The sequence below is a fragment of the Mycobacterium sp. D16Q13 genome, assembly GCF_002013375.1.
GTDB lineage: Bacteria > Actinomycetota > Actinomycetes > Mycobacteriales > Mycobacteriaceae > Mycobacterium.
On sequence record NZ_MAEW01000008.1, the window covers coordinates 76,302 to 88,086 of the forward strand.

Sequence of the window (11,785 nt, forward strand, 5' to 3'; positions counted from 1 at the left end):
CTGGCCGAGGAGATGTCAGGACGGATACCCAATCGGCGGGTGCCGATTGGGGGTGATTCACTGACTCAGCCCGACGGTCTTCGCGCGAGCACTCATCCTCAGCCGACGGCCTTGATGATCTGGGGCCACAAGAACGTAAACGAGATCTGGTCGAGCGCCATGGTCAGCGGCAGCCGGTTATGCGCGAAGCCGACGGAGATCTTGCGCTTCGGATCGGCCCACCCCATCGAGCCACCGAGTCCGATATGGCCGAAACCGCCGCGGAATCCGTTCATGGGCAGCGACATGTATCCCAGGTGCATTCCCATGGGGAACACGATGGTGCGGTCGATGGTCAGATTTGTCTTACGGGCAAGCCCGGCAACAGTTTCCGGAGAGAGGAACTCGCGGCCGTCGACGCTGCCACCATTCGCCAGGGCCGCGTACATCTTGGCGAGCGCGGGCGCCGTGGCCACCGCGTTGGCGGCGGGTGCCTGCATGTCGTACAGAGCCGAATTCACCGTGCCGTCGTCGGCGAGGATCCGCTCCATTCCGGGCTCGTACATCGTGCCGATGGCACCTTCGAAGCCGGGAAGGCGATCGATGGCACGGATGACCGTCGGCAGTACCCGGCCCACCACGGGCTTGTTCGCCACCGACTCCAGGAAGGGATACATCGAGGCGGCCTTGGTCGGCGAGGTGCGCGGCGGCCGACCGAGGTGAATCCCGTCGACCCCGAGCGGTTCGGCTATCTCGGTCCGGAACAGCTCGCGCATGTCCTTACCGGTGACCGATCGAGCGAGCCCCGCGAGCAGCCATCCGAAGGTCAGTGCGTGATAGGCGCGCTTACCGTAGAACTTGTCGACGGAGGCCGCGGCAAGACGTTGCTCCATCAACTCATGATCGGCGATTTCCTCTGCGTGGTAAGCGATTCCTTCAAGCCGAGAGAGACCAGCGCGATGATCGAGCACCTGGCGCACGGTGATGGTCGACTTACCGTTGGCCCCGAACTCCGGCCAGTAGCGCGCGACCGGGGCGTCATAGGAAAGCAGCCCGCGATCAATCAAACGGTGAATGACGGTGGCGGCGATGCCCTTCGACGCCGAGAAGACGAGGGCGCCGGTGTCACGAGTCCAGCCCTGCCCGGCAGCCGCGGCGCCCGCCCAGATATCCAGTGCCGGTTCGCCGTCGACGTAGACGCTCAGACCACCGCCGCCCAGGCGGTACTTGGTGAACATCCAATCGAAGGTCCGAACGACGGCGGACAGCTCAGGCCGTGCCCAGCCCTCCACTCCGCCCGGTAGCCGCAATCCGGGCAGGTCCCCCGGGTACAGCTCATCGACACGTGCAGGTGCTGTGGCCGCAACATTGGGGCCCAGAGGGATCGCCATAGTCAGACGTGAGTAGCACGGCTTAAACGACCAGGTCAAGTCACGATCTGATGTATAGAGATGTTATTGCAGGTCAGAGAACCGCAGCCCTGCCCGCCGCCATCCACTACCGGGGATTCTCGGCCCTCGGGACCCAGGGCTCGAATCGATAGTCCGCGAGGTTGAACGTGCGACTGCGCCAGGCGGACTCCACCGTGGTTGTCGGCCGAAGAGGGGCATCGCCGTTCTTGTCGAAGTAGTAGCTGTTCGCCTGTGCGCAGCTGTCTTGCCAAAAGATCTGGCGTCGTCTGCGCCTGAGCATCTCCGCGAAGAATCGGTCATTGGCCCGTTGGGTGACTTCGACGTACTTGGCATCGAGTGTGCGCGCGCGCCTGAGGCACCGAGCGATATGGGTGGACTGTGCTTCGATCAGCGCGAAATACGATGAGCCGTTGTATCCGTACGGTCCCATGATCGAGAAGTGATTGGGAAATCCGGGCACACTCACGCCCTCGTAGGCCTGTAGGCGATGCGTATCCCAGTAGGCCTGCTGTGTAAGTCCCTCGCGCCCGGTCAGGTCATAGGTCGGCATATTGTCCGGGTCCATTACCTTGAAACCGGTTGCCAGGATGAGGATGTCCAGCTCGTGCTCGACACCGCTGGACACATGGACGGCGTGCGGGTCGACACCGGCGATCGGGTCTGTTTCGAGTGTGACGTTATCGCGGTTGAAAGTCGCAAGGTACGTGTTGTGAAAACTTGGGCGCTTGCAGCCCAGCCCATACCGCGGTGTCAGCTTCTCACGGGTCTCGGGGTCTCGAACCTGGCCGTGTAGGTACCTGCGCGCGAGCGACTCCACGACGGGTGACATGCCGGGTAATGCCCCGTGATAGTGCGCCGGAATCGGAAAAGTTGCTTCCACAAACGCCTGGCTGACCAGCCGCGTGGCTTGTAGGCCGCCGGGTAGCCGAGTCAGGAATCGCGACACGGTACCGCGCAACGAGAAGTCCGGTTTGGGCAGGCACCAGATAGGCGTTCTCTGGAACACGGTGAGGTGCTCCACTTCTGGAGCGATAGCGGCGACGATCTGGACAGCCGACGCCCCAGTTCCGATGATTCCGACTCGCTTTCCCGCGACGCTTTGGCTGTGGTCCCAGCGGGCGGTGTGCATCGTCTGCCCTGCGAAATCCTCGATGCCGTGAATCTCCGGATAGACCGGCCGGGTCAAGACACCGCACGCGTTGACGACAAAGCGGGCAGTCAGCTGTTCTCCCGCCGCGGTGCTGATCTTCCACAGACAAGCCTGCTTGTCGAAAACCGCGCCGGTCACGGTGGTGTTGAACCGAATTTTTTCTGTGAGACCGTATTTCTCAACGCAGTGCTCCGCATACGCCTTCAGCTCCCGGCCAGGGGCGTAGCTACGCGACCAATTGCGTTGCTTCTCGAACGAAAACTGGTAACTAAACGACGGGATATCGACCGCAATGCCGGGGTAGGTGTTCCAATGCCAGGTTCCCCCAACGCCGTCGGCCTCGTCAATCAGCAGCAGGTCATGAAAGCCATTCTTTTGTAACGTGATCGCGGTACCAATGCCCGAGAATCCGGCGCCGATGATGATGACAGAGTGATCGGGCGTCGGCTGGTTGTCGGCCGACTGAGCGGATGTCCGGGGTTCGGTGGTCGCCACGTCGTCGTTGACGGTTGTCATAGATGTTCCAGTTCTCGAGTAGGTCACATGCGGGCAAGCAAGTTGCCGAACGAAGCCGGCAGTGCGCGAAGCGCGTGGTAAGCGAGCCGAGACTCGATGCCCACGGGCACGATCGAGAGGTTGTGTTGGGCAGCACGAATGATGGCTCTGGCCACAGTATCTGGTGGATGCCCCAGCTTGAAGCCCCTCGCCATCATTGCCTTTTCCTCGTTGACAGATCCGCGCAAGCGAGTGTGCTCCAGAATCGGTGTCTTGATCACCCCGGGACAGATAACACTGACACCAACTCCGCGGCCCGCCCAATCCGCTCTCAGACAACGAGAGAACATGATGACGGCCGCCTTGGACGCGCAGTAGGAAGCCATTCGGCGGTTGGGAATGTATCCGGCGCCCGAGGCCACGTTGACCACGTGCCCTGATCCACGCGCCACCATATCGGCTCCGAATGCCCGGCACCCGTGGGCGACACCGTCGAAATTGATGGACCGCAACCACACCCAGTCCTCGACCGTGGTCTCCAGAAAATCACCGCCGACGCCGACCCCCGCGTTGTTGACCAGAACGTCGACAGGCCCGTGCTCTGCTCTGATGCGCGCGGCTGCCTCATCCACCGATTCGGCACGGGCCACGTCGCACTGGTATCCGAAAACCCGCCTGCCGCCGTGCCGGGTAACGCCCACGAAGGCCTGCAGTGCGTCCTCGTTGATATCCAGGCCAATCACCTCGGCACCCTGGCTTGCATAGCGTTCCACGGTGGCAGCGCCGATCCCGCTGGCCGCACCCGTCACCACGACGCGTTGTGGCATCTTCACGCGATGCACCGAGGGCGGGCGATAACCTGCACGCCGTAGCGAGGACGCAACGTGAGGGTGCCTTCAGGATCGACGGGATGCCCAGGCTTGAGATCAAACGTGAAGTGCTGACTCAAGATTGCTGCCACCAGGACCGACTCCATCGTTGCGAAGCTCTGTCCGATACAGATGCGTTTGCCGCCACCGAAGGGCATGTACGCGCTGCGAGGCCGGTCTTTGCCCGCGCCAGGCATGAACCGTGAGGGATCGAATTCCTCCGGAGCCTTCCACCACCGTTCGTCATGGTGGACCAGATGTCCCGGCATTATTATGGTGGTGCCCTTTCGGATTCGATGCCCACCGATAACATCGTCTTTCACCGCGACTCGCGGAACGATCCAAGCCGGCCCGTAGTACCGCATCGCCTCCAGGAAGCAGGCGGTCGTCCACGGCAGTTCTGCGAGGTCGTCCGCGCTTGGCGTGCGGCCCTGCAGCACCTGATCGACCTCGGCGAGCATCCGGTCACGGGCATCCGTATTCAGCGCCAGCAAGTACCACATCCACGACAGTGCGTTGGCCGTTGTCTCATGCCCTGCCAGCATGAATGTTATCGACTCATCACGAACTCTTTTGTCCGATAACGGTTTCCCATTCTCAGCCTCAGTGGTGAGCATGTAGTTTAAGAGGTCGACTCCATCGGTGGGATTGGTCTTACGATCACGCACCAGGTCCCAGACTGCCTTGTCCAATGCTTTCGCGACGACCTGTATACGCCGGAATGGCCACGGCAGTGGTATCGGCAAGAACGCGCCGCGCATCACCATACGGAACAACCAGCGCGGCGGCTCTGCCACCAGGAACAACCGCAAGAACTTCACACCGAACCGCAGACCTGCGGTCACCTTGTCTGACATAGCATCGGAGATGGCGCCGAACTGCCTGCCGAACAAGGCGTTTCCAACAATATTGAGTGTGAGCCTCACCATCGCATCCGACAGGCTCATCTCGACAGGTCTGCCACCCTGCGACTTCAAGTCAGCCACCATCTCGTCGATCGGCTCAATCATCAAGTCGACCAATCCATTCAATCTACGTTTGGCAAACATGGGATTGAGCAGCGTGCGATGCCACTGCCAGGATTCCTCCTCGTCGGTGAAGAGGTTGAGACCCAGCAGGGCACGCAGCAGCTCAAACTCAAAGGACTTGTGGTAGTTCAGCCGCCCGGCATGAAATACGTGATCGATATACTCGGGATGAGTCAGGCCGACGAAATTTCTATTCCCGCAACGCCATCGAGTGATGTCACGTCCCGCGATCCGGCGAACCAGGCCATGGTTGGGATCGAGCCCATACCTCGCCACATCGAGGGTCATCACGAGACCATTCAGCCGCCTTGCCGGCGCGCCCGAGACGAGCACTGGTTTGTCGACCTTCGCCGTCCCAGCCTCCACTGTGCTGATCGCTGCAGACGCCATTGTCTTCACCTCTCCGGTATGCGAGATCCGAGATCTCCGAATCATCATCTGATCTCATGTGAGACCATTTACATTAGAGCGTTAATCGTCAAAGTTTTCAAGGAGTCGGCAAGATTTGCGATCATCGACAGATGCGCCGCACGTCTGACCTCTACGGCGGCCAAACGCACGCGCAACGACGGCAGGAACGTCGTTCACGGTTTGTCCGCGCCGCCTTCGACATCTGGCGCGAGTCTGGCTGGGCAGCGGTGACGATGCGCAAAGTATGTGCGCAGACAACCCTGAACACCCGATATTTCTACGAGGACTTCTCCGATAGAGACGACCTGTTGGTCGCGGTGTGGGAAGGCATCCGAGCCGAACTGCTCGCAGCACTACTGGACGTAGTCGCCCTCGATCCGGAACGGCCTCCGCTGGAGACCCTCAGCCAGGCACTCCGCACGCTCGTCACGTGGGTCGCGGATGATCTTCCGCGCGCGCACGTGCTCCTGGGCGCCCACACAGGTTGTCCCGCACTCGAGAAAAAGAGGCAGGCCTCCCAGCGTGAACTGATTGAACTCATGATCGACACCGGTAGCCCTCATCTGCGGGCAGATGCCGACCCCGACGCATTCCGGGTCGACGTCACCATCGGCCTCCACGGATTCACCGGCATGCTGAGCGAATGGCATTCCGGCGCACTCGCCCTCACCGAGGCACAGGTCGTCGACCACGTAACCCGGCTCGCCTCCACCATCGCGAGCCAGCACATCAAGACCGCTGACTAACGCACCAGTATCTGGTGGTCGATGAGCCAGGTATCCACTACACGCTGGGCGTCAGCGCCGCTCGAGACCTCCCGAGTCATCGCTGCCAGATCTCCGGTGGTCAACTCGCCGGCAACCTTGTTGAGCGACAACACCTGAGGTTCGGACAGCTCATTGCGCCGGTACAGCGGCACGACGTTGTTGGCCGGAAGCCAGCTCTTCTCGTCGTCGACTACCGTGACCCCGGCGGCAGGAAGAGCCGGGTTGGCGGTCGACGTCCAGGCCACGGCCACTTCTCCACGCTTGAGAGCTGCGAAAAGCTCAGCGGTATCGGGGAATTGGCGCGGATTACCCGTTGAACAGGAGCCAAGTCGGACTACCGGAGCAGACCCCGAACCCACCTGGCCGGCGTGCGCCAGTTCATCGCAATGCCGCGCGAGCCCTGCCAGCGTGGGCTTGGAAGATGCACTTGTCGCAGCGGACGGAACCGCCACGGCCGGGCGATCTTCAGCCGTCCCGTAATCGGCGGCCGCCACACCGGCGGGCAGGGTAGCGATCATGGCCTGGTACGTGACCTCTTCGTCCCCGCTGGGCCGCTGCTGGGGCGCGAACTGGCGCAGCAGCCTGCCGGTGAATCCAGGTGCGACGCTCGCGATGCCCGTGTCCAATTCCGCTACCGGATCGGCACTCTCCCGCACCGTGGTGTCGATACCAGTCGCCTTCACCACCGCCGCATAGATGTGCGCGAGCACTCGGTACTGCGGTTCATTCGGCGTAACCACCGTTAAATACGGTGCTGGGCCATGGTTTTCCGAACAGCCAGCCAGAACGGACACCGCAATCAGCAGCCCCGCCGTCCATGCGCGAAACGTCAAACGGCTAGTCGCTCTCGTGTGCAACAGCCTGGACCGCCGCGGCCACGGCGGGTCCGACACGCGGATCCAGCGGGCTGGGCACGATCTTGTTGGGCGCCAGATCGGGTTCCACTACCGAGAAGATTGCCTCGGCCGCAGCTACTTTCATCCGCTCGGTGATCTTGGTGGCCTCGGCGTCCAACGCCCCGCGGAAGACGCCGGGGAACGCCAGCACATTGTTGATCTGGTTCGGGAAATCGCTACGTCCGGTCGCGACGATCGCCGCGTACTTGGCCGCCACATGCGGGTGAATCTCGGGATCGGGGTTGGAGCACGCGAAGACAATGCTTTCGTCGGCCATGGTCGCGATGAGTGACTCGTCGACCTTTCCGGCCGAAACACCCAGGAACACATCGGCACCCGCGAGTGCCTCCGCCTGTCCGCCAGTGAGACCACGCGGGTTGGTGCGCGCGGCAAGATCCACTTTGAACTCGTTGAGGTCATCGCGGCCGGAATGCACGATGCCCTTCGAATCCAGCACCGTGACGTCGGTGATGCCGTCGGCCAGCAGGATGTTCGCGCAGGCGACACCTGCCGCACCCGCACCGGAGATCACTACCTTGAGCGACTTCTGGTCGCGGCCCAGCACCCGCGATGCGCCCATGAGCGCGGCCAACACCACGATGGCTGTGCCGTGCTGGTCGTCGTGCATCACCGGACAGTCCAGTGCCTCGATGACGCGCCGCTCGATTTCGAAACAGCGCGGCGCCGAGATGTCCTCCAGGTTGACCGCACCGAAGGTGGGGCGCAGCCGGATCAGCGTCTCGACGATCTCGTCGGGATCCTTGGTGTCCAGCACGATCGGGATGGAGTTGAGTCCGGCGAAGGTCTTGAACAGCGCGCTCTTGCCCTCCATCACGGGCAGTGATGCCGACGGACCGATATCGCCGAGACCGAGTACCGCGCTGCCGTCGCTCACCACCGCGACCAGGCGATGCGCCCACGTGTACTTCTTGGCCAGGCTGGGGTCGGCGGCGATGGCCCGCGACACTTGTGCGACACCCGGGGTGTAGGCGATCGACAGTGCACGCTGAGTATCCAGCGGCGACTTGAGCTCTACCGACAGCTTCCCATCGATATGCGCTTCGAAAATCTCTTCATCTGTCACGACAACGTCGGATGCGGTCACAGCGTGAGACTACTGGCCGCCGTGAAGGTCACTCCTCGCGACTCTGGAACTGTGAGCGGCGTGTTACGCGCCCGCCACGAATCCGCGCACCGACTCGGCGATCATCTGCACCGCGATGGCGGCCAGTAACAGACCGGCCACCCGGGCCAACAGCATGATTCCGCCCTCCCGCAGCACCCTGATCAGCACCGTTGAGAATCGCAGCGTCAGATACAGCACCAGGTGTACGCACAGGATCGCGGCAGCGATGGCCAGATATGTACCCACCTGCCCCTGCGCCTGACGGACCGCGATGATGGTCGCCGCAATCGCACCCGGGCCCGCCATCAGCGGGGTACCGAGCGGCACCAGCGCCACATTGACCCCACTGTCCGCGTCATGGCTGGTGGCCCCTCCCATCAACAACGACAAACCGGTGATGAGCAACAGCAGCCCACCGGCTCCCTGCAGCGCGGGCACCCCGATATGCAGATAGGCCAGGATCGCCTGGCCGCCTATCGCGAACATCGAGATGACCGTCAAGGAGACCGCCGGCGCCTGCCAGGCAGCGCGATGTCGTTCGGCGGCCGGCTGGCGGCCCGTCAGCGACAGAAACACCGGTACCGCGCCCGGGGGGTCCATGATGACCACCAGAGTGATGAACACTGAGGTGAACACCGCGATGTCGAAGGTCACGACTTCAGTGTCCCAGGCCGCCCCACAGCTTCGCGGGTTACCATCGCGCGGAACGGTTACGCAGAACGATTGGTTGCGAGCAGGGAGCCCACATCATGGCGCGATTTCCGTCGGTCAATCCGTCATCGTTGCGTTCGCCCGTGCGTGCGCGCCCGCCCCTCCCCGATGCCAAACGCATCCCCGTCCCGCTCGCCCGTGCCATCGTCGACTGCGGGGTCTACGTCGACGGGGTGCGCCTGCCGGGGAAGTACACCCCCACTGCCGCACTGGAGAAGGTGCGCTCACTGGATCGCGGATTCGTCTGGGTGGGGCTGCATGAACCCGACGAACATCAGATGGAGGCCGTCGCAGGGCCCTTCGGGTTACACCGGCTGGCCGTCGAAGACGCGGTCCACGCACACAACCGCCCCAAGCTCGAGCGGTATGACGACACCCTTTTCCTGGTCCTGAAGACCGTCAATTACGTTGAACACGATTCGATTTCGACGGCACGCGAGATTGTTGAGACCGGCGAGATCATGATTTTCGTGGGCGGCGACTTCGTGGTGACAGTGCGCCATGGCGACCACAGTGGTCTGGCCAAGGTGCGCGCGCATATGGACGCCGACCCCGACCACATGCGGCTGGGCCCCTACGCCGTGATGCACGCCATCTCCGACCGGGTCGTCGACTCCTACCTCGAGGTCTCCGACCTGGTGGAGGACGATATCGACTCCATGGAGGAGAACGTCTTCTCGCCACGGTCGGCCACCGATATCGAACATATCTACATGCTCAAACGTGAGGTGGTGGAGCTGCGCCGGGCGATCAGCCCGCTGTCGGTCGCACTGAGCAAGCTCACCCAGGACCACAACGACCTCATCGCCAAGGAAGTCCGTCGCTACCTGCGTGACGTGCTGGATCACCAGACCCATGCCGCCGACCAGATATCTAGCTACGACGAGATGCTCACCTCCCTGGTGAACGCAGCGGTCGGCAAGGTCGCGATGCAGCAGAACACCGATATGCGCAAGATCAGTGCCTGGGTCGCCATCGTCTCCGTGCCCACCATGATCGCCGGCATCTACGGTATGAACTTCGATTTCATGCCCGAGCTGCATCAGCCGTGGGGCTACCCGGTGGTGCTGCTGGTCATGGTCAGCGCCTGCACGTTCGTGTACCGCACCTTGCGGCGCAACCGCTGGTTGTAACGACGGCTACGACGGCTGCGCGTGAGCGCGCGACGGATCCATCACGTCGATATCGGCCTGCTGCCACGCGTCTCTCAAGGCCTCTGCTCCCTTGAGCCGCACCCAGGCCGCTTCGTTGGCGGTGATGGGCACCGCTGCCAGGAATCGCACCGGCGAGAGCGGTTCGGGCAATGGAAGATCCGGAATATCACCGTCCTGCAGCAGCACCGCGGTGTACGCCTGTCGTGCCGGATCGTCCCAGAGTGGCTGGCCGAGATCGACCAGCCCGTCCTCGCTGAGCACCAACCCTTCCACCGCCGGCGACGCCGCCAGCACGGCAAGAGATCGGGCCAGGCCGGGAAATACACTGCCGCGCAGGGTGATCGACACTTCGGCACGCGGCCCCAGTTCCTCGGAGGTCAACATCTCCCCCGGGTCGCTCATCGGGTACCGCGATGCCCCCACGGAGACGAAATGCGACACCCCGGCATCATCAGGGCCAAACCGCAGCAGCTCGTACGGTTCGGACCCAAGAAAGGTGACCGAGGCCGAATCCGGCTCCCCCGCACCGAGAGTACCGAAATGACCGGACAGATGCGCGAGCACTCGACGGACAATTTCGTCCGAGTTCATTCCAGCGCTGCTCACTCGCCGATAGCGGGCAGGGAAAGGTTCTCCCCCGACGCGGCATCGAAGATCACCAGCTTGCCGGTGTCGATGATCAGCTCGATGGGCTGTCCCTCCACGACCGTCGACGCCGCCGAAAGCCTTGCCACGAATTCGTTCTCGCCAACTTCGGATTCCTGAGCCAGTTCCGTCAGCTCTTCCGAATGCGCCGCGCCGCCCTCAGTGGTGAAGTGCACGTACTTGTCCGAACCGAGCGACTCCACCACATCGGCGCTGACGGTGAGCGTCAACCCGGTGATCCGCTTGTAGGTGTCGACCAGGGCGGCGTCCTCGAACTGCTCGGGCCTAATGCCCACGATCACATCGCTGCCCAGGACGCCGGCCTTCCTGGCAGAGACGTTCGCGTACACGCTCGCCTCGAGTGTCACCTCGCCGAAGGGCAGCTGCACACCGATATCGGTGAGTGTCGCCGGAAAGAAGTTCATGGCCGGGGAGCCGATGAAACCCGCCACGAACAAGTTGGCAGGTGTGTCGTACAGCTCCTGAGGCGCACCGATCTGTTGCACCTTTCCCGCGCGCAGCACCACCACCCGATCCCCGAGCGTCATCGCCTCGGTCTGGTCGTGGGTGACGTAGACGGTGGTGGTGCCCAACCGCTTTTGCAGCCGCGCGATCTCGGTACGCATCTGCACCCGCAGTTTCGCATCGAGATTGGACAACGGTTCGTCCATCAAGAACGCCTTCGGGCTGCGCACGATCGCACGGCCCATCGCTACTCTCTGTCGTTGACCGCCAGAGAGGTTGGCGGGCTTGCGATCCAGATAGTCGGTCAGATCCAGGATCTTCGCGGCCTCTTCGACCTTGGCATGGACATCGGCCTTGCTCATCTTGGTCAGGGTCAGCGGAAAGGCGATGTTCTGCCGCACCGTCATGTGCGGATACAGCGCGTACGACTGGAAGACCATCGCGATATCGCGGTCCTTGGGCGCCTTCTCGTTGACCCGCTCACCGGCGATCGTGAGCACACCGGAGGAGATGTCTTCAAGTCCGGCAATCATGTTCAACGTCGTCGACTTACCGCACCCCGACGGTCCGACCAGGATGATGAACTCGCCGTCCGCGATATTCAGGCTGACGTCCTGTACCGCCGCGGAACCATCCGCGTACGTCTTGGACACCTGGTCGAGCACAATCTCAGCCAT

At 62.6% G+C, this 11,785-nt stretch carries 11 protein-coding genes; 2 read left to right on the top strand and 9 right to left on the bottom strand.

Annotation, left to right across the window (positions count from 1 at the left end; all coding sequences use genetic code 11):
• Window positions 1-98 precede the first annotated feature (98 nt).
• The 4 genes from B4400_RS09045 to B4400_RS09060 form a co-directional block, all read right to left on the bottom strand.
• Complete coding sequence (locus B4400_RS09045; RefSeq protein WP_078309582.1) at window positions 99-1,370, bottom strand: serine hydrolase domain-containing protein; 1,272 nt, start codon at window positions 1,368-1,370, stop codon at window positions 99-101.
• Between the two features lie 106 nt (window positions 1,371-1,476).
• On the bottom strand, window positions 1,477-3,057 hold the full coding sequence (locus B4400_RS09050) for a flavin-containing monooxygenase (protein ID WP_078309584.1): 1,581 nt from the start codon (window positions 3,055-3,057) through the stop codon (window positions 1,477-1,479).
• Between the two features lie 23 nt (window positions 3,058-3,080).
• Window positions 3,081-3,863: an SDR family NAD(P)-dependent oxidoreductase gene (locus tag B4400_RS09055; RefSeq protein ID WP_170914958.1), complete on the bottom strand. Its 783-nt coding sequence runs from the start codon at window positions 3,861-3,863 to the stop codon at window positions 3,081-3,083.
• A gap of 2 nt (window positions 3,864-3,865) precedes the next feature.
• The gene (locus B4400_RS09060) at window positions 3,866-5,323 is read right to left on the bottom strand and encodes a cytochrome P450 (RefSeq protein WP_078309588.1); all 1,458 of its coding nucleotides are present in this window, start codon (window positions 5,321-5,323) and stop codon (window positions 3,866-3,868) included.
• 131 nt (window positions 5,324-5,454) lie between these two features.
• Here B4400_RS09060 and B4400_RS09065 point away from each other — a divergent pair, with 131 nt between their 5' ends.
• Complete coding sequence (locus B4400_RS09065; protein ID WP_078309590.1) at window positions 5,455-6,090, top strand: TetR/AcrR family transcriptional regulator; 636 nt, start codon at window positions 5,455-5,457, stop codon at window positions 6,088-6,090.
• Here B4400_RS09065 and B4400_RS09070 read toward each other — a convergent pair.
• From B4400_RS09070 to B4400_RS09080, 3 genes are all read right to left on the bottom strand, one after another.
• Window positions 6,087-6,851, bottom strand: coding sequence for a glycine betaine ABC transporter substrate-binding protein (locus B4400_RS09070; RefSeq protein WP_286141871.1), 765 nt, complete (start codon window positions 6,849-6,851; stop codon window positions 6,087-6,089). The two genes, B4400_RS09065 and B4400_RS09070, sit on opposite strands and share 4 nt — an antisense overlap.
• Window positions 6,852-6,948: 97 nt before the next feature.
• Window positions 6,949-8,091: an NAD(P)-dependent malic enzyme gene (locus tag B4400_RS09075; protein ID WP_170914962.1), complete on the bottom strand. Its 1,143-nt coding sequence runs from the start codon at window positions 8,089-8,091 to the stop codon at window positions 6,949-6,951.
• Window positions 8,092-8,175: 84 nt separating this feature from the next.
• The gene (locus B4400_RS09080) at window positions 8,176-8,787 is read right to left on the bottom strand and encodes a MarC family protein (protein ID WP_078297568.1); all 612 of its coding nucleotides are present in this window, start codon (window positions 8,785-8,787) and stop codon (window positions 8,176-8,178) included.
• 95 nt (window positions 8,788-8,882) lie between these two features.
• On the opposite strand from B4400_RS09080, the gene corA reads away from it, so the two are divergent.
• A complete protein-coding gene (corA, locus tag B4400_RS09085; RefSeq protein ID WP_078309594.1) occupies window positions 8,883-9,977 on the top strand; it encodes a magnesium/cobalt transporter CorA in 1,095 nt (364 codons plus the stop codon).
• Window positions 9,978-9,983: 6 nt separating this feature from the next.
• Here corA and B4400_RS09090 read toward each other — a convergent pair whose 3' ends face one another.
• Complete coding sequence (locus tag B4400_RS09090; protein WP_078309595.1) at window positions 9,984-10,589, bottom strand: suppressor of fused domain protein; 606 nt, start codon at window positions 10,587-10,589, stop codon at window positions 9,984-9,986.
• Between the two features lie 11 nt (window positions 10,590-10,600).
• Entirely contained in the window at window positions 10,601-11,785 is a 1,185-nt protein-coding gene (locus tag B4400_RS09095; RefSeq protein WP_078309596.1) for an ABC transporter ATP-binding protein, read from the bottom strand.

Excerpts from the sequence above, each read along its gene's own strand:
- B4400_RS09045 (WP_078309582.1), bottom strand. The coding sequence starts at position 1,370 with ATGGCGATCCCTCTGGGCCCCAATGTTGCGGCCACAGCACCTGCACGT.
- B4400_RS09050 (WP_078309584.1), bottom strand. The coding sequence starts at position 3,057 with ATGACAACCGTCAACGACGACGTGGCGACCACCGAACCCCGGACATCC.
- B4400_RS09055 (WP_170914958.1), bottom strand. The coding sequence starts at position 3,863 with ATGCCACAACGCGTCGTGGTGACGGGTGCGGCCAGCGGGATCGGCGCT.
- B4400_RS09060 (WP_078309588.1), bottom strand. The coding sequence starts at position 5,323 with ATGGCGTCTGCAGCGATCAGCACAGTGGAGGCTGGGACGGCGAAGGTC.
- B4400_RS09065 (WP_078309590.1), top strand. The coding sequence starts at position 5,455 with ATGCGCCGCACGTCTGACCTCTACGGCGGCCAAACGCACGCGCAACGA.
- corA (WP_078309594.1), top strand. The coding sequence starts at position 8,883 with ATGGCGCGATTTCCGTCGGTCAATCCGTCATCGTTGCGTTCGCCCGTG.
- B4400_RS09090 (WP_078309595.1), bottom strand. The coding sequence starts at position 10,589 with ATGAACTCGGACGAAATTGTCCGTCGAGTGCTCGCGCATCTGTCCGGT.
- B4400_RS09095 (WP_078309596.1), bottom strand. The coding sequence starts at position 11,785 with ATGGCTGAGATTGTGCTCGACCAGGTGTCCAAGACGTACGCGGATGGT.